Source organism: Erwinia wuhanensis, assembly GCF_030484085.1.
GTDB classification, from domain to species: domain Bacteria; phylum Pseudomonadota; class Gammaproteobacteria; order Enterobacterales; family Enterobacteriaceae; genus Erwinia; species Erwinia aeris.
Genome location: NZ_JAUJUH010000004.1, coordinates 304,436 through 320,761 on the forward strand (window position 1 = coordinate 304,436; position 16,326 = coordinate 320,761).

Below are 16,326 nucleotides of genomic sequence, written 5' to 3' on the forward strand. Positions count from 1 at the left end.
GTTATTCTGTACAGGCTGAAAAAAGCGAAACCCAGCCGCTAAAGGGCTGTGGATAACTCGATCAGAAATGATAATGATGAATGTTCTGGAGCGGGAAACGAGACTCGAACTCGCGACCCCGACCTTGGCAAGGTCGTGCTCTACCAACTGAGCTATTCCCGCAAAGAGATAATACTAAGAGTTAACCGCGTTAAAATTGTTAACTTGTTGATTTTAAAAGAATTGTTATTCTCTTATGGTCGAACGGGTGCGATTATGAACGTATCATTGAGCAAAAACAAGCTTTTTTCTGCTGTCTGCGGCTAATTGTTGCTGGCGATCGTCGCCTTGCTACGCATCTATGCGTAGGCTGACAGACAGGGTGATAAACGCTCCTCGAATGCAGAGTAAACCCTCGGGCTGCGCGTTTATACCTCATGGAGAGGCCCTTCCCCTTCTTACTATGTTGTTTCATCACTTCGGCTCGTTTCCCTTGTTGGCGTTCCCTGCCGGGCTGCTGCCTGCTCTTAAATCCTACCGGTCATCCTGAACAGGCGAACCGTTAGCTGATTTAACAAAGCCTGCTGTTTAGGGGCAGCCCTCGCCATTATCCTGACCTGCTCCACAGCTGGTCATTAGCACCTCTCATAGATAACCTTCGATAACCTGTTCTTATCCGTATTTCCAGCAGTGACGCCTCCATTAATTTTATTACTTTAAAACTCTTTATAAAAAATATTATCAGGAAGGGTTTGATGACAGTTATCCGCTGAAATGCCTTTATAGCCCATGCCAGCAATTTCTCCTTCGTACTCTCTGCGTGTTACAGGAACCGCAGGCTGCCCATGCTGAGTACTGAGCGCAAGGCCGGCTGATGTTTCCCTTTTCCATTTTAACGGCAACAGGCATATCCTGAACGAAAGTAAGCCGCCCCCCTAAAATTAATGTCAACATTCTCAGCACAAGCAGAGAGGTTATGAACCATTAACCGCAAAACCCATTAAAATGTTGCTTTATAGTTAAACACTCAAGGCTAATGTTTGCCCGATCATCACGTTATCATCTGAATAAAGTAAACCATCGGATTGTGAGCAGTCTGAAACTTCTAAAAAAACAATTCATTACCTCGCTAACCATCCCGTTCTTCCTTAAAAAATCATTAAATATTAGCCAATTATATCTGATTCCTTTTATTTTTCGCTTAGCCTGTTATTTTCTCCTGTCTTAATTAAGGGTCGTCCAACTATTACCTGCCCTCGGTTACATTTGTGGCCCCCTGCCTGCCTTTTTTATGTTCCCATACAAGCAGATACGCTGGATCTCACTTTTTCCAGCCTGACACCAGGCTATGTTAAAAGTTATTAATATCTTCATCATATATAATTTACCCGGCTATTTAATTTACGGCTAAAGTGATTCATCCGACCAGTAAAAAAAAGATTGAATACAGGGGAAGTTGGCCGCACACTTACTTATGACATTTCTTTGTTATTGCAAAGGATAAAAGCATTGACAAAGATACGCGTTCTGGTGTTTACGGTAAGAATTGATAATTAAAAGGTGTTAAAGCATCCCAGCGCCGTCGACTTTATTTTTAAAAAATTACATTAATTAACAGTAAAACAGACGCGCGCGCCTGACGAGGCAAAAAAATTTCAGGCTCAGCCATGCGCCTGTGGCTGGTTATTAAAAACACATAACAATATCTTCAGGATATGCCACTTATTAAGGACGATAAGCACCATGGATAATAAAGATTCTATTGTTTATTGCATTAACAATCAGATCCATTTTGTTCCTCAGCAGAATAAGCTTATCTCGTGCAAAACGGGAAAAGAGCACGTCACTTACGTTACCGCTTCGCGCTGTTTGCATTTGCTGATTTGCCAAAGCGGGGAAATGGTCTCTCATCATTCCCTGTATGCGGCGGGCTGGGAAAATCATGGGAAAATTGTCACCCCGAATACGCTTTATCAGACTATTTCAAAATTAAGAAAGCAGCTACAGGATGCCGGACTGACGGAAAATATTATTCAGACTCACCCGCGTCGGGGATGGAGTATCAGCGACAAGGTTCCCATTGAGGAAAAAGCGATCGGTGCCATAGCGGATACGATGCTCCAGCAGCAAGGTCTGAAAGGGTTTTGTAGAAAAATTTTTAGCGCTTATCCAAAAAAAATGCTGACTTCCATTGCTCGTTTCCGCTAATCCGCTGTAGCGACGTCCTGTTACAAGCGGGTTCAGCATAACGCATCAGGCAGGGAAGGGTTCCGTGACGTAGCCAGTCCCTGTATTCGTTGTTATTACGCTGCGAGGAGGCGTAAATAAAGGAAGTGCTGCGCCATCTGTTACTCAACAGAAACGGCCAGGCTGGGTCTCAAAAGCAGGTAAGTTTATAAGATTGTGAAATCAGAAACAGAGGGAAAATGGGATAACTACTGACATCAGGATAGGTTACAAAAAGCATTTTGGGAGGATAATACTGGAGCGGGAAACGAGACTCGAACTCGCGACCCCGACCTTGGCAAGGTCGTGCTCTACCAACTGAGCTATTCCCGCTTGGGGTGGTGCAGTAAAACGTTTTGGAGCGGGAAACGAGACTCGAACTCGCGACCCCGACCTTGGCAAGGTCGTGCTCTACCAACTGAGCTATTCCCGCTTGGGGTGGTGCAGTAAAACGTTTGGAGCGGGAAACGAGACTCGAACTCGCGACCCCGACCTTGGCAAGGTCGTGCTCTACCAACTGAGCTATTCCCGCTTGGGTGGTGCTGTAAAACGTTTGGAGCGGGAAACGAGACTCGAACTCGCGACCCCGACCTTGGCAAGGTCGTGCTCTACCAACTGAGCTATTCCCGCTCTGCGTATCAGGTAAAAACTCTTCCTGTACGGGGAGCGCATTATACGAGAAATGAGAATCGCCGCAAGCCTGCAACGCCACTTTTTTTCGCTTTGCCGCCTGATTGCTGACAAAACCAGCATAACGCTAATTTTGTCAGCGCTTCGCTCCTAGAGTTGGATAAAATGCTCGCGGTACCAGGCCAGCTCGGCAACCGACTCCCGAATATCATCCATCGCCTGGTGCGTGCCTTGCTTTTTAAAACCGGCAAGGATTTCCGGCTTCCAACGGCGCGCCAGCTCTTTCAGCGTGCTGACGTCCAGATAGCGATAGTGGAAGTAGGCCTCCAGCTCCGGCATATATTTAAACAGGAAGCGACGATCCTGAGCGATGCTGTTGCCGCAGATTGGGGAACTGTTCTCCGGCACCCACTTTTTCAGGAACGCCAGCGTCGCCTGCTCGGCGGCGCGATCGTCGTACTGACTCGCTTTCACTCGCTCCACCAGCCCGCTGTTGGTATGGGTGTTCACGTTCCACTCATCCATCAGCGCCAGCTGCGCATCGGACTGATGGACGGCGAACACCGGTCCTTCCGCAAGGATATTCAGATCGGAATCGGTCACCAGCGTGGCGATTTCGATAATACGATCCTGTTCCGGGTCCAGGCCGGTCATTTCAAGGTCAATCCAGATCAGATTACTGGCATTTACTGTCATAGGGTTTCTCGCCGTGGCTTATATCATCAAACGTTAGGGTGTATCATAAACGTTTTGCCCTGTCAGGGCGAAGCTAAGCCTGTGAGGAAGCGTGAGCAAGAACAAACTGTCTAAAGGTCAGCAACGTCGCGTCAGTGCCAACCATGAGCGCCGTCTGAAGCAGCGCGCCGACAAGCCGGAGCCGGATGATAGCCTGTTTGGTGAAGCGCGCGACGGCGTGGTGATCAGTCGTTTCGGGATGCACGCCGACGTGGAAGATGCGGACGGCAGCGTCCACCGCTGTAATATTCGCCGCACCCTTCGTTCGCTGGTGACCGGCGACCGCGTACTCTGGCGGCCCGGCGTGCAGAGCGCCAAAGGCATTGTGGAAGCGGTGCACGAGCGCACCTCGGTACTGACCCGTCCTGACTTCTACGACGGCGTAAAGCCGATTGCCGCCAATATCAATCAGATCGTTATCGTCTCGGCTATTCTGCCGGAGCTGTCGCTGAATATTATCGACCGCTATCTGGTGGCCAGCGAAACGCTGGATATCGAGCCGCTGCTGGTGCTGAATAAAACGGATCTGCTGGATGACGAAGGCATGGCCTTTGTGCAGGAGCAGATGACTATTTACCGCAACATCGGCTATCGCGTCGTGATGGTCTCCAGCCATCGCAAGCAGGGCCTGAGCGAACTGGAAGCCGCGCTGGTTGATCGCGTCAGCATTTTCGCCGGCCAGTCGGGCGTAGGGAAATCCAGCCTGCTTAATGCGCTGCTGGGGCTGGACTCTGCGGCAGAGATCCTCACCAACGACGTTTCCGACGTCTCCGGTCTTGGTCAGCACACCACTACCGCAGCCCGTCTTTACCACTTCCCTAACGGCGGTGACGTTATCGACTCGCCGGGCGTGCGCGAATTCGGTTTATGGCATCTGGAGCCGGAACAAATCACCCGCGGATTTGTCGAATTCCGTGAGTTTTTAGGTCACTGCAAATTCCGTGATTGCAAACATGACACCGATCCGGGCTGCGCTATCCGCGAAGCGGTAGAACGCGGCGATATCGACGAGTCGCGTTTTGCCAACTACCACCGAATTCTGGACAGCATGTCGGATATGCAGCTAAAAACGCGACGCAGTTTTTCTGAAAACAGCGACTGAGATCCGCGCGGCGGGCGTCGTAGCCTGAATGCACGGACGCTGTTACAATCCGCACCCTTAATTATTTCAGAAAGCCAGGAGGCTATTGTGTTGGATCGTCTGAAGCTCGGCCTGAATGCTGTTTTGCCGAAAAAAGGCCTTACTGAACTGGCCGGTTGGGGCGCAGGCAAGCGCGCCGGCTGGCTGACTAAAGCCGTTATCGATATTTTTGTCTGGTTCTACAAAGTTGATATGAAAGAGGCGCAGAAGCCCGATACCGCCAGCTACCGGACCTTTAACGATTTCTTCGTGCGTCCGCTGCGTGACGAGGCTCGCCCGATTGAAACCGATCCTAATCTACTGGTGCTGCCATGCGATGGCGCAATCAGCCAGCTGGGCCATATCGACGAGGATCGCATCTTCCAGGCGAAGGGCCATACCTATACCCTGGAAGCGCTGCTGGCGGGCGACGTCGCGATGACCGATATGTTCCGCAACGGCGAGTTTGTCACCACTTACCTGGCGCCGCGCGACTATCACCGCGTGCATATGCCGTGCAACGGCATCCTGCGTGAGATGATCTACGTGCCGGGCGATCTTTACTCCGTGAACCCTTTGACGGCGCAAAATATCCCTAACCTGTTTGCCCGTAACGAACGCGTTATCTGCCTGTTTGATACCGAGTTCGGCCCGATGGCGCAGATTCTGGTCGGTGCCACTATCGTCGGCAGCATCGAAACCGTCTGGGCGGGCACGGTAACGCCGCCGCGCGAAGGCGTGATCAAACGCTGGCGCTGGCCGGGCGCGGAGGAAGAGGGATCGGTAGTGCTGCTGAAAGGCCAGGAAATGGGCCGCTTTAAGCTGGGATCGACCGTTATCAACCTGTTCGCCGAAGGTAAAGTGAAACTGGCGGAAAGCCTGACGCCGGAAACCACCACGCGTCTGGGCCAGCCGCTGGCTATCGCGCTGCAAAAAACCAGTGCTGAAGAAGTCTTACATCACCCATAGCAGAGACGTATGTTACGCCTGATAGTTATTCTTTTCGTGGGCTGGACGCTGCTCCAGCCCGCCTGGGCCGCCAGCGCCCCCGACGCTGCGCAGATTAAACAGGCCCTGGAAGAGGCGAAGTCCAGTCAGGACACGCCCAATCAGGCGGAAATCGTGGATGCGCTTCAGTCAGCGCTAAACTGGATCGATGACCAACAAAAGTCGCAGGCCAACGCCAGCGACTATCAGCAGGTTATTGACGATTTTCCCCGCCTTTCCCGCGAATTACGCCAGCAGCTGGTCGTGCTGGGCGACAGCAGCAAAACGGTGAGCGCTACCATGACGGCGGCGGAGCTGGATCAGGAGATCCTGCAGATCAGCAGCCAGCTGCTGGAAGAAGGCCGCCAGGCGCAGCAGGAGCAGGATCGCGCCAGGGAAATCAGCGACTCTCTGGCCCAGCTGCCGCAGCAGCAAACCGACGCCCGACGCGCGCTGAATGAGATTGAACGGCGCCTTCAGGCTCAGCCCACCCCCACCACGCCGCTCGCTCAGGCGCAGCTCTCCGCACGCCAGGCAGAGTCGGCAGCGCGCAAAGCCCGCGTCGATGAGCTGGAGCTGGCGCAGCTGTCGGCCAACAACCGTCAGGAGCTGGCGCGGATGCGCGGCGAGCTTCACCAGCGTAAAGCCACCCAGCTGGATGCGTATCTGCAGGCGCTGCGCAATCAGCTGAACAGCCGCCGTCAGCGCGAAGCCGAAATCGCGCTGGAAAAAACGGAACAGCTGGCGGAAAACAGCGGCGAGCTGCCGCAAAGACTCAGCGAACAGTTCCGTATTAACCGGGAGCTGTCCGCCGCGCTGAATGAACAGGCGCAGCGCATGGATCTGGTCGCCTCGCAGCAGCGTACCGCCGTTAATCAAACTATTCAGGTTCGCCAGGCGCTGAGCACTATCCGCGAGCAGTCGCAGTGGCTCGGCGTCTCCACGGTGCTGGGTGAAGCCCTGCGCGCGCAGGTGGCTCGCCTGCCGGAAATGCCCAAACCGCAGCAGCTGGATAACGATATGGCCCAGCTGCGCGTCCAGCGGCTGCGCTATGAAGATCTGCTGGAGCGCCAGCAGCAGCTGCGTCAGCTCCGCCAGGATGACGGCACGCCGCTAACCAGCGAGCAGCGCCGCATCCTCGACGCCCAGCTGAAAACCCAGCGCGAGCTGATTGGCTCGCTGCTTTCCGGCAGCGACAACCTGATCCTGGAAGTGACCAAGCTTAAAGTCGCCAACGGTCAGCTTGAGGACGCGCTGCGGGAAATCAAAGAGGCGACGCATCGCTATCTGTTCTGGACGGCGGATGTCGGCGCGCTGCATCTCGACTTCCCGCTGCTGCTGATGCGCGATCTACGCAATCTGCTGTCGCTGAATACGCTGGGCCAGCTGGGCGGCGCGCTGGTGATGATGTTTACCAACCGGGAAACCGTGCTGCCCATTATCGGTGCGGTTTTGCTGGTAGGCTTCAGCCTGAGTTCGCGCCGACACTATCGTGATTTCCTGGACCGTTCCGCCAGTAAGGTGGGCAAAGTCACTCAGGATCGCTTTGGGCTGACCATGCGCACCGTGTTCTGGTCGATTCTGGTGGCGCTGCCGCTGCCGGTGCTGTGGATGGCGCTGGGCTACGGTTTGCAGCACGCCTGGCCCTACCCCGTCGCCGTGGCGATTGGCGACGGCATCACCGCCACCGTGCCGCTGCTGTGGGCCTTTATGATCAGCGCGGGCTTTGCCCGCTCTAAGGGATTGTTTATCGTCCACTTCCGCTGGCAGCAGAATCGGGTGGCGCGCGCGATGCGCTTCTATACGCTCTGCATCGGCTTTGTGGTGCCGCTGATTATGCTGCTGATAGGCTTTGATAACCTGGACGAGCGCCATTTCTCCGCCACGCTGGGCCGCCTCTGCTTTATCCTGATCTGCGGCGCGTTGAGCCTGGTGACCATCAGCCTGAAACGCGCGGGCATTCCTCTTTACCTGGATAAAGAGGGCAACGGCGAAAACTTTATCAGCAATATCTTGTGGAACATGATGATCTGCATTCCGCTGATCGCCGCGCTGGCTTCCTGCATCGGCTATCTGGCCACCGCGCAGGCGCTGCTGGCCAGGGTGGAAACCTCGCTGGCTATCTGGTTCCTGCTGCTGATTATCTATCACATTATTCGCCGCTGGATGCTTATTCAGCGTCGCCGCATCGCTTTCGATCGCGCGCGCAACCGACGGGCGGAAATACTGGCCCAGCGCGCCAAAGGTGAAGAGGAAACCACGGCTACGCAAAGCACGGAAACGGAAGTCGACGAGCCGGTTATCGATCTGGACGCCATCAGCGCCCAGTCGCTGCGGCTGGTACGCTCCATCCTGACGCTGATTGCGCTGGTGTCGGTTATTGTGCTTTGGTCAGAGATCCATTCGGCGTTCGGCTTTCTGGAGAACATCAGGCTGTGGGATGCCAGCACCACGGTGCAGGGCGTGGAAAGCCTGGAGCCGATCACGCTCGGCTCGGTGCTGATTGCGATCCTGGTGCTGATTATTACCACGCAGCTGGTGCGTAATATGCCGGCGCTGCTTGAGCTGGCGCTGCTCCAGCACCTTAATCTGACGCCCGGTACCGGTTATGCCATCACCACGCTGACCAAATACACGCTGATTCTGGTTGGCGGCCTGGCCGGGTTCTCAATGATCGGCATCGACTGGTCGAAGCTGCAATGGCTGGTGGCGGCGCTGGGCGTGGGGCTGGGCTTTGGATTACAGGAAATTTTCGCCAACTTTATTTCCGGCCTGATTATCCTGTTTGAAAAGCCGATCCGCATCGGCGATACCGTTACCATTCGCGATCTGACCGGCAGCATTACGCGGATTAACACGCGCGCGACGACAATCACCGACTGGGATCGCAAAGAGATTATCGTGCCGAATAAGGCCTTTATTACCGAGCAGTTTATTAACTGGTCGCTCTCCGATTCGGTTACGCGCGTGGTGCTGACTATTCCTGCGGCGGCGGAAGCCAACAGCGAAGAGGTAACCAACGTGCTGCTGACCGCCGCGCAGCGCTGTCAGTACGTGCTCGACACGCCGCCACCGGAAGCGTTCCTGGTGGATTTGCAGCAGGGCATTCAGCTGTTTGAGCTGCGCATTCACGCGGCGGAAATGGGCCACCGGATGCCGCTGCGCCACGAGCTGCATCAGCTTATTTTGCAGGGCTATCACGAGCACGGGCTGGAGATGCCTTTCCCACCGTTCCAGGTGCGTATGGAAACCATCGGGCGCAAAACGCCGGTCAACAACGGCGTGCCGGCGGCCAGAACGTATAAATCAGGCGGGCTGTAGACGCAGAACGGCTAAATCAGGCGGGCTGTTAATACAGGCCAGAACGGTTAAATCAGGGGGGCTGTAGACGCAGGCCAGGGCGCAATCCCTGGCCTTTTTTCTGGCGACTTAACAGCGGTCGACGGAGAACGCGATCACTTCGCTCAGCTGCGACGCCTTAAGCGCCAGCATCACAATGCGATCCACGCCCAGCGCCACGCCGGAGCATTCCGGCATGCCGTGCGCCAGCGCGTCCAGCAGATTAGTGTCAATCGGCTGCTGCGGCAGGCCAAGCGCGGCCCGCTTGCGGTTATCCTGCTCAAAACGCTGGCGCTGCTCGCGGCTGTCGGTCAGCTCACGGAAGCCGTTGGCCAGCTCAATGCCTTTGAAATAGACCTCGAAGCGTTCCGCCACGCGGTGATCTTCAGTGCTGATCTCCGCCAGCGCCGCCTGGCTGGCCGGGAAATGGTACACAAACGCCGGTTTCTCTTTGCCGATTTGCGGCTCCACGCCCGTGACAAACAGCAGCTGCAGCAGCGTGTCGCGGTCTTCCTCGCGGTTAGCCAAATCGCCCACGCCCAGCTTTTCCGCCACTTCACGCATTTGCGCTTTATCCGCCGACAGCGGATCCATCTCCAGATGACGCAGAAAAGCCTGCTGATAGGAGAGCGTTTCCGCAGGCGCGCATTCCAGCACCTGCTGTAGCAGATCGTCCACCTCGTTCATCAGCCGGTACATATCGTAATGCGGCCGATACCACTCCAGCATGGTGAACTCAGGGTTGTGATGGCGTCCCGCTTCCTCATTACGGAAGCAGCGGCAAAGCTGGAAAATCGGCCCGCTGCCCGCTGCCAGCAGCCGCTTCATATGGTATTCCGGGCTGGTCATCAGGTAGAGATCCAGCCCCTGCGCCGCACCCGGCCCGACAAAACGCGTCTGAAAAGGAAACAGGTGGATGTCGGTTACGGTTGCCTGGCTCATCGCCGGGGTTTCCACTTCCAGCACCCCACGATCGGCAAAGAAACGCCGGATTTCAGCCATTATCGCTGCCCGTTTTAACAAGTTGGTGACGGGCGCGCTCGGCTGCCAGCTGGCCGTATCGCTCATAGTTTGTACTCCTCAGGGATCAGGGTGAAGCAGTCTACCCGAGGCGCTTCGTACAAACAAACCTGCGCCGGTAAAAAAAACGCGCGCCCGATACAGCGTCCACTGCGGAAAACGTTAACCCCTTAACATTATTGCCGTCATTTTTTCACCTGTTTGCCTGAGCATATCAATTTTACCCGCTACCGCCGGTTTTATACTGCTGTCTCCGTTAACCGAGGGTATCCCCTCATCCTTTCTATAACGGCCTGACAGGGAGAATATCGTGCAAACTTTTACTGCCGATCTGGTGATTGTCGGCGCGGGCGGTGCCGGGCTGCGGGCGGCCATCGCCGCTGCGGAGGCCCACCCCACGCTTTCCATTGCGCTGGTTTCAAAAGTCTATCCCATGCGCAGCCATACCGTCGCCGCTGAAGGCGGTTCCGCCGCCGTCACGCAGGCGCATGACAGCTTCGATCTGCATTTTCAGGATACCGTTTCCGGCGGCGACTGGCTGTGCGAACAGGATGTGGTGGACTACTTCGTGCAGCACTGCCCGCAGGAGATGGCCCAGCTGGAGATCTGGGGCTGCCCCTGGAGCCGTCGTGAAGATGGCTCGGTCAACGTGCGCCGCTTCGGCGGCATGAAAATCGAGCGCACCTGGTTCGCCGCCGACAAGACCGGCTTCCATATGCTGCATACGCTGTTTCAGACCTCGCTGAAATATCCGCAGATTACTCGCTTCGATGAGCATTTCGTTCTCGATCTGCTGGTGGATAACGGCGAGGCGCGCGGGCTGGTTGCCATGAACATGATGGAAGGCGCGCTGATAAAAATTCTGGCGAAATCGGTGGTGCTGGCAACCGGCGGCGCGGGGCGCGTCTATCGCTATAACACCAACGGCGGCATCGTTACGGGCGACGGCATGGGAATGGCGCTGCGTCACGGCGTGGCGCTGCGGGACATGGAGTTTGTGCAGTATCACCCGACCGGACTGCCCGGCTCCGGTATCCTGATGACCGAAGGCTGTCGCGGCGAGGGCGGCATCCTGGTTAATAAAGACGGCTATCGCTATCTGCAGGATTACGGTATGGGGCCGGAAACGCCGCTCGGCCAGCCCAAAAACAAATATATGGAGCTGGGGCCGCGCGACAAGGTGTCGCAGGCTTTCTGGCATGAGTCGCAGAAAGGCCGCACCATTCATACGCCGCGCGGCGAGGTCGTCCATCTCGATTTGCGCCATCTGGGCGAGAAAAAACTGCTGGAGCGGCTGCCGTTTATCTGCGAGCTGAGCAAAGCCTACGTCGGCGTCGATCCCGTTACCAGCCCTATCCCTATCCGTCCGACGGCGCACTACACCATGGGCGGTATCGCTACGGACGCCAGCTGTGAAACCACTATTCGTGGGCTGTTTGCCGTGGGCGAATGCTCGTCGGTAGGCCTGCACGGCGCTAACCGGCTGGGATCGAATTCGCTGGCGGAGCTGGTGGTGTTTGGCCGTCTGGCCGGTGAAAACGCCGCCGTCAGGGCGCTGGAAAATCGTAACTTCGCCACCGCCGCGCTGGATGCCCAGGCCCGCGACTGCGAGCAGCGGCTGAAGGCGCTGGTTAATCAGCCCGGCGACGAGCGCTGGTCGACGCTGCGTGATGAAATGGGCATGACGATGGAGGAAGGCTGCGGTATCTACCGCACGCCGGAACTGATGCAGCAGACTATCGACAAGCTGGCGGAGCTGAAAGCGCGCTTCGGCCGCGTGCGCATCCGCGACAGTTCCAGCGTCTTCAACACCGAACTGCTCTATGCCATTGAGCTGGAGCACGGGCTGAACGTGGCGGAATGTATGGCGCACGCGGCTTTCGCGCGTAAAGAGTCGCGCGGCGCACACCAGCGTCTGGATGAGGGCTGCCGCGAGCGCGACGACGAGCGTTTTTTGCAGCACTCGCTGAGCTTTTTCAACGCGCAGGGCGCGCCGACCATCGCCTGGGGCGACGTCGTGATTACCCGGCTGCCGCCGGCGAAACGCGTTTACGGCGCGGAATCAGAACATAAGGAGGCGCAAAATGGCTGACCAGGCGCATTGCAACATTGCCATCCAACGCTATAACCCGGAAACGGATAAGGCACCTTACTTTGTCACCTACCCGGTTCCGTGGGACGAGCAAACCTCGCTGCTGGACGCGTTGGGATATATCAAAGACAACCTGGCCGGCGATCTGTCCTTTCGCTGGTCATGCCGCATGGCTATCTGCGGCTCCTGCGGCATGATGGTGGACGGCGTGCCAAAGCTCGCCTGTAAAACCTTCCTGCGCCACTATCCGCAGGGGATCCGCGTAGAGCCGCTGGCTAACTTCCCCATCGAGCGCGATCTGGTGGTGGATATGAGCCGCTTTATCGAGAGCCTGGCGGCAATCAAGCCCTGGATTATCGGCGATTCGTCGCAGGCGCAGAACGGCCCCAACCGGCAGACGCCGGCGCAAATGGCGCGCTACCACCAGTTTGCCGGCTGCATCAACTGCGGCCTGTGCTACGCCGCCTGTCCGCAGTTCGGGCTTAACCCGGAATTTATCGGCCCGGCCGCTATTACGCTGGCCCACCGCTACAACCTCGACAGCCGCGACAAAGGCAAACGCGCGCGAATGCCGCAGCTGAACGGCGATAACGGCGTCTGGCCCTGCACTTTTGTTGGCTTCTGCTCGGAGGTCTGCCCGAAACATGTCGATCCGGCCGCCGCTATCCAGCAGAGCAAAGTGGAAAGCGCCAAAGACTATCTGATCGCCAGCCTCAGGCCACAATAAGGAGTTGCCAGATGAGTTCTAAACGCAATGCTTATCACCGCCCGGTTACGGCCGACTGGTGGCGAAAAACGGGTTTCTATCGCTTCTATATGCTGCGCGAAGGCACGGCGCTTCCGGCGCTCTTGTTTAGCGTAGAGCTGATTTTCGGGCTGTACGCGCTAAAGCACGGCGCGGAAAGCTGGGCAGCCTTCGTGAATTTTCTACAGCATCCCATGCTGCTGCTGTTGAACCTGATTGCGCTGGCCGCGGCGCTGCTGCACAGCAAAACCTGGTTTGAGCTGGCGCCTAAGGCGTCGATTATCGTTATTGGCGACAAGAAGCTGTCGTCCGGGCCGATTGTTAAAAGCCTGTGGCTGGCGATGGCGCTGATTAGCCTTGCCATGCTGGCCGCTGTTCTGCTGGTAAGGGAGGGATAATGAAAAATAAAAACCGTTCTGACGAGCCGTTGTTCTGGGGCATGTTTGGCGCGGGCGGCATGTGGGCCGCGCTGGTGTCGCCCGTTGTGGTGCTGCTGGCGGGTATCATGATGCCGCTGGGACTGGGCGCGCCGTCGGCCTTCAGCTTTGAGCGCATCCTTGGCTTTGCGCAAAGCTGGCCGGGCCGCCTCTTCCTTTTTCTGGCTATCGTGCTGCCGCTCTGGTGCGCGGTGCATCGGCTGCACCACATGACGCACGACCTGAAAATTCATCTTCCCGCCAGCAAATGGATTTTCTATGGCCTGGCCGCCATTTTAAGCATCGTCACCGCGATTGGCGTACTGACGCTTTGATAACCGGGCGGCTTCGGGCCGCCTGCGCAAAATGGCCTATACTTAAGCAGTTCAAACGCAAAGGAATCGCTTATGTCTCTCTGGAAAATGCTGGCCGCAGGCGCCGGCGCCCTTCTCTCTGTCGCCTGTACCACCACGCCGCCGAAAGGCGTCACGCCCATCGAAGGCTTCAACGCCGACCTTTATCTGGGCAGCTGGTATGAAATCGCCCGTCTGGATCACCGTTTCGAACGCGGCCTGGATCACGTGACCGCCACCTACAGCAAGCGCGACGACGGCGGGCTGAAGGTGATCAACCGCGGCTTTAACGTCAAAAAACAGCGCTGGCAGGAAAGCATCGGCAAAGCCTACTTTACCGGTTCGCCAAGCCAGGCGGCGCTGAAAGTCTCCTTCTTCGGGCCTTTTTATGGCGGCTACAACGTGATCGCGCTGGATAAAGACTATCAGCACGCGCTGGTCTGCGGGCCAAACAGAAACTATCTGTGGATTTTATCGCGCACGCCGCAGCTCGACGGCAAGGTAAAAGAAGAGCTGACGGCGAAGGCGCGTCAGGCCGGTTTTGACGTGAACAAGCTGATTTGGGTGAAGCAGGATTAATACCCTGTGAAGGCTGAAAACAAGAAGGCCGGTGTGCAAACACCGGCCTCTCTTTTACTGAGCGCTTCGCTGGATCGCTCGTCCGCCTGCGGACACGTCTTCGCCTACCCCACGGGTGGTATTACAGGCGGTAAGCGCAGAAGAGAGCACCAGAACGGAAAAGATCGCGACAATACTTTTCTTTAACATAACCAGTTCCTTTTAATTAGAAGTAAAGTACAGCGTGTTAAGCATAGTCGTAATTTCGCGAATGCGTCTGGCGAGGCGGAAAGGAAGACGGGAACTCAGCTGACAGCGTGTGAGATGACGCCGCCCAGGTGCCGGGCGTCTTTGCCGAAGCCGTGGAAAATATTGCGCTCAGCGCGCAGGCCGTTAGAGTGACAGCAATAAAAGAGGCGGTTTATGGGGCGGGAAAAAATAAGGGCCCGCGCAGGCAGGCCCATACCACTTATTTTACGCGAGAAACGTATTCGCCCGAACGGGTGTCTACTTTAATCACTTCGCCAATCTGTACGAACAGAGGCACTTTCACTACCGCGCCGGTAGAAAGTTTGGCTGGCTTGCCGCCGGTACCGGCAGTATCGCCTTTCAGGCCTGGATCGGTATCCACGATCTCCAGCTCAACGAAGTTTGGCGGCAGAACCTGAATCGGCTTGCCGTTCCACAGCGTCACGATACACTCTGCGTTGTCCAGCAGCCATTTTGCCGCGTCGCCAACGGTCTTCTCTTCGACAGGGTGCTGTTCGAAGGTTTCCGGGTGCATAAAGTGGTAGAACTCGCCGTCGTTGTACAGGTAGTTCAGGTTGGTATCTACTACGTCTGCGCCTTCGGCGGAGTCGGTAGACTTAAAGGTCTTCTCAACGCGAGTGCCGGTCAGCAGACGACGCATTTTCACACGTGCGAACGCCTGGCCTTTACCTGGCTTAACAAACTCGCTGGATTCGACGGCATAAGGCTCGCCTTCGAACATGATTTTAAGACCGGGACGGAAATCGTTGCTAGAATAAGTCGCCATAAAGGCCCTCTACAATTTAATACTGGTACTTAGCCAAAAAAATGGCACACATTGTAACCCTAAATACCCCTTCGCGAGAAGAATGGTTGCATCAACTTGCAGATGTAATCACCGACCCTGATGAATTATTACAGCTTTTAGGCCTTGATTCACATCCTGAGCTTCGGGGCGGCGCCAACGCGCGCCGTCTTTTTGCTCTGCGCGTGCCGCGCGCTTTTGCGGCAAGAATGCAAAAGGGCGATCCGCAGGATCCGCTGCTGCTCCAGGTGATCACCCAAAGCCAGGAGTTTATCGATGCGCCAGGTTACAGTACCGATCCGCTCGACGAGCAAAGCAGCGTAGTGCCGGGTCTGTTACATAAATATCATAATCGCGCGCTGCTGTTGGTGAAAGGCGGCTGCGCCGTCAACTGCCGTTACTGCTTCCGCCGTCATTTTCCCTATTCGGATAACCAGGGCAACAAGCGCAACTGGCAGCAGGCGCTGGAGTATATCCGACAGCAGCCGCAACTGGATGAAATAATTTTCTCCGGCGGCGATCCGCTGATGGCGAAAGACAGCGAGCTGGCGTGGCTGATAACCGAGCTGGAGCAGATCCCGCACGTGAAAAGGCTGCGTATCCACACTCGTTTGCCGGTGGTTATCCCTGCGCGTATCACGGCTGCGCTTTGCCAGCGGCTGGCAGAGACACGGCTGCAAACGCTGCTGGTCACCCATATCAATCACGCGCGCGAGATTGACGACGAGCTGCGGGAAGCCATGCGGCAGCTGAAGCGAGCGGGCGTCACGTTGCTGAACCAGAGCGTGCTGCTGCGCGGCATCAACGACAGCGCCGCCACGCTGGCGGAGCTCAGTAACGCGCTATTCGACGCCGGGATCCTGCCCTACTATCTGCACGTGCTGGATAAAGTCCAGGGCGCGGCGCACTTCTACGTTTCCGACGAGCAGGCGAGGAATATTATGCGGGAACTGCTGAGCCAGGTTTCCGGCTATATGGTGCCGAAGCTGGCAAGGGAGATTGGCGGTGAGCCAAGCAAAACGCCGCTTGATTTGCAGCTGCGTCAGCAATAAAAAAACAGGAGAAGCGGCAG

At 56.3% G+C, this 16,326-nt stretch carries 15 protein-coding genes and 5 tRNA genes; 10 read left to right on the forward strand and 10 right to left on the reverse strand.

Annotated elements, in window-relative coordinates:
• Positions 1–86: 86 nt before the first annotated feature.
• Positions 87–162 (reverse strand) — tRNA-Gly (locus QZH36_RS12005).
• Between the two features lie 533 nt (positions 163–695).
• Positions 696–881: a hypothetical protein gene (locus QZH36_RS12010; protein WP_301730311.1), complete on the reverse strand. Its 186-nt coding sequence runs from the start codon at positions 879–881 to the stop codon at positions 696–698.
• Between the two features lie 841 nt (positions 882–1,722).
• Here QZH36_RS12010 and QZH36_RS12015 point away from each other — a divergent pair.
• Entirely contained in the window at positions 1,723–2,187 is a 465-nt protein-coding gene (locus QZH36_RS12015; RefSeq protein WP_253455906.1) for a winged helix-turn-helix domain-containing protein, read from the forward strand.
• 275 nt (positions 2,188–2,462) lie between these two features.
• Here the strand turns inward: QZH36_RS12015 and QZH36_RS12020 are convergent.
• The 5 genes from QZH36_RS12020 to orn form a co-directional block, all read right to left on the reverse strand.
• Positions 2,463–2,538: transfer RNA gene (locus QZH36_RS12020), tRNA-Gly, on the reverse strand.
• A gap of 24 nt (positions 2,539–2,562) precedes the next feature.
• Positions 2,563–2,638: transfer RNA gene (locus QZH36_RS12025), tRNA-Gly, on the reverse strand.
• 23 nt (positions 2,639–2,661) lie between these two features.
• A tRNA-Gly gene (locus QZH36_RS12030) sits at positions 2,662–2,737 on the reverse strand.
• A gap of 22 nt (positions 2,738–2,759) precedes the next feature.
• A tRNA-Gly gene (locus QZH36_RS12035) sits at positions 2,760–2,835 on the reverse strand.
• A gap of 150 nt (positions 2,836–2,985) precedes the next feature.
• Positions 2,986–3,531 carry an oligoribonuclease gene (gene orn / locus QZH36_RS12040; protein WP_253455908.1) on the reverse strand — a complete coding sequence of 182 codons (546 nt, stop codon included), beginning with the start codon at positions 3,529–3,531 and terminating at the stop codon, positions 2,986–2,988.
• 91 nt (positions 3,532–3,622) lie between these two features.
• Between orn and rsgA the strand changes: the two genes are divergently transcribed.
• The 3 genes from rsgA to mscM all read left to right on the forward strand — a co-directional run bounded on the left by rsgA (position 3,623) and on the right by mscM (position 8,998).
• Positions 3,623–4,672 (forward strand): small ribosomal subunit biogenesis GTPase RsgA, encoded by a 1,050-nt coding sequence (gene rsgA, locus QZH36_RS12045; RefSeq protein WP_253455910.1) that lies wholly within the window; start codon positions 3,623–3,625, stop codon positions 4,670–4,672.
• Between the two features lie 87 nt (positions 4,673–4,759).
• Positions 4,760–5,659, forward strand: coding sequence for an archaetidylserine decarboxylase (asd, locus tag QZH36_RS12050; RefSeq protein ID WP_253455913.1), 900 nt, complete (start codon positions 4,760–4,762; stop codon positions 5,657–5,659).
• Positions 5,660–5,668: 9 nt separating this feature from the next.
• A complete protein-coding gene (gene mscM / locus QZH36_RS12055) occupies positions 5,669–8,998 on the forward strand; it encodes a miniconductance mechanosensitive channel MscM (RefSeq protein ID WP_253455916.1) in 3,330 nt (1,109 codons plus the stop codon).
• Positions 8,999–9,106: 108 nt separating this feature from the next.
• On the opposite strand, the gene epmA is transcribed toward mscM, so the two are convergent.
• Positions 9,107–10,084, reverse strand: coding sequence for an elongation factor P--(R)-beta-lysine ligase (gene epmA, locus QZH36_RS12060; RefSeq protein WP_253455919.1), 978 nt, complete (start codon positions 10,082–10,084; stop codon positions 9,107–9,109).
• Between the two features lie 262 nt (positions 10,085–10,346).
• Between epmA and frdA the strand changes: the two genes are divergently transcribed.
• From frdA to QZH36_RS12085, 5 genes are all read left to right on the forward strand, one after another.
• A complete protein-coding gene (gene frdA, locus QZH36_RS12065) occupies positions 10,347–12,128 on the forward strand; it encodes a fumarate reductase (quinol) flavoprotein subunit (protein WP_253455921.1) in 1,782 nt (593 codons plus the stop codon).
• Positions 12,121–12,855 (forward strand): succinate dehydrogenase/fumarate reductase iron-sulfur subunit, encoded by a 735-nt coding sequence (locus QZH36_RS12070; RefSeq protein ID WP_301730312.1) that lies wholly within the window; start codon positions 12,121–12,123, stop codon positions 12,853–12,855. The genes frdA and QZH36_RS12070 overlap by 8 nt, the downstream gene beginning before the upstream one ends.
• 11 nt (positions 12,856–12,866) lie before the next feature.
• Positions 12,867–13,271: a fumarate reductase subunit FrdC gene (frdC, locus tag QZH36_RS12075; protein WP_301730314.1), complete on the forward strand. Its 405-nt coding sequence runs from the start codon at positions 12,867–12,869 to the stop codon at positions 13,269–13,271.
• A complete protein-coding gene (gene frdD / locus QZH36_RS12080; RefSeq protein WP_253455928.1) occupies positions 13,271–13,624 on the forward strand; it encodes a fumarate reductase subunit FrdD in 354 nt (117 codons plus the stop codon). Before frdC ends, frdD begins: the two co-directional genes overlap by 1 nt.
• Positions 13,625–13,696: 72 nt before the next feature.
• Positions 13,697–14,221, forward strand: a complete 525-nt coding sequence (locus QZH36_RS12085) for a lipocalin family protein (protein WP_253455930.1) — start codon at positions 13,697–13,699, stop codon at positions 14,219–14,221.
• 54 nt (positions 14,222–14,275) lie between these two features.
• Here the strand turns inward: QZH36_RS12085 and QZH36_RS12090 are convergent, their stop codons facing one another.
• A complete protein-coding gene (locus QZH36_RS12090) occupies positions 14,276–14,410 on the reverse strand; it encodes an entericidin A/B family lipoprotein (protein ID WP_034939964.1) in 135 nt (44 codons plus the stop codon).
• 259 nt (positions 14,411–14,669) lie between these two features.
• The gene (efp, locus tag QZH36_RS12095) at positions 14,670–15,236 is read right to left on the reverse strand and encodes an elongation factor P (protein WP_125290277.1); all 567 of its coding nucleotides are present in this window, start codon (positions 15,234–15,236) and stop codon (positions 14,670–14,672) included.
• Positions 15,237–15,277: 41 nt separating this feature from the next.
• Here efp and epmB point away from each other — a divergent pair, with 41 nt between their 5' ends.
• Complete coding sequence (epmB, locus tag QZH36_RS12100) at positions 15,278–16,306, forward strand: EF-P beta-lysylation protein EpmB (protein WP_253455932.1); 1,029 nt, start codon at positions 15,278–15,280, stop codon at positions 16,304–16,306.
• The last annotated feature ends 20 nt before the right edge of the window (positions 16,307–16,326 follow it).

Bases quoted from the DNA above. Each gene is read 5' to 3' on its own strand.
- frdD (WP_253455928.1), top strand. From the start codon at position 13,271: ATGAAAAATAAAAACCGTTCTGACGAGCCGTTGTTCTGGGGCATGTTT.
- mscM (WP_253455916.1), top strand. From the start codon at position 5,669: ATGTTACGCCTGATAGTTATTCTTTTCGTGGGCTGGACGCTGCTCCAG.
- epmA (WP_253455919.1), bottom strand. From the start codon at position 10,084: ATGAGCGATACGGCCAGCTGGCAGCCGAGCGCGCCCGTCACCAACTTG.
- efp (WP_125290277.1), bottom strand. From the start codon at position 15,236: ATGGCGACTTATTCTAGCAACGATTTCCGTCCCGGTCTTAAAATCATG.
- frdC (WP_301730314.1), top strand. From the start codon at position 12,867: ATGAGTTCTAAACGCAATGCTTATCACCGCCCGGTTACGGCCGACTGG.
- QZH36_RS12070 (WP_301730312.1), top strand. From the start codon at position 12,121: ATGGCTGACCAGGCGCATTGCAACATTGCCATCCAACGCTATAACCCG.
- QZH36_RS12015 (WP_253455906.1), top strand. From the start codon at position 1,723: ATGGATAATAAAGATTCTATTGTTTATTGCATTAACAATCAGATCCAT.
- QZH36_RS12085 (WP_253455930.1), top strand. From the start codon at position 13,697: ATGTCTCTCTGGAAAATGCTGGCCGCAGGCGCCGGCGCCCTTCTCTCT.
- QZH36_RS12090 (WP_034939964.1), bottom strand. From the start codon at position 14,410: ATGTTAAAGAAAAGTATTGTCGCGATCTTTTCCGTTCTGGTGCTCTCT.
- orn (WP_253455908.1), bottom strand. From the start codon at position 3,531: ATGACAGTAAATGCCAGTAATCTGATCTGGATTGACCTTGAAATGACC.
- epmB (WP_253455932.1), top strand. From the start codon at position 15,278: ATGGCACACATTGTAACCCTAAATACCCCTTCGCGAGAAGAATGGTTG.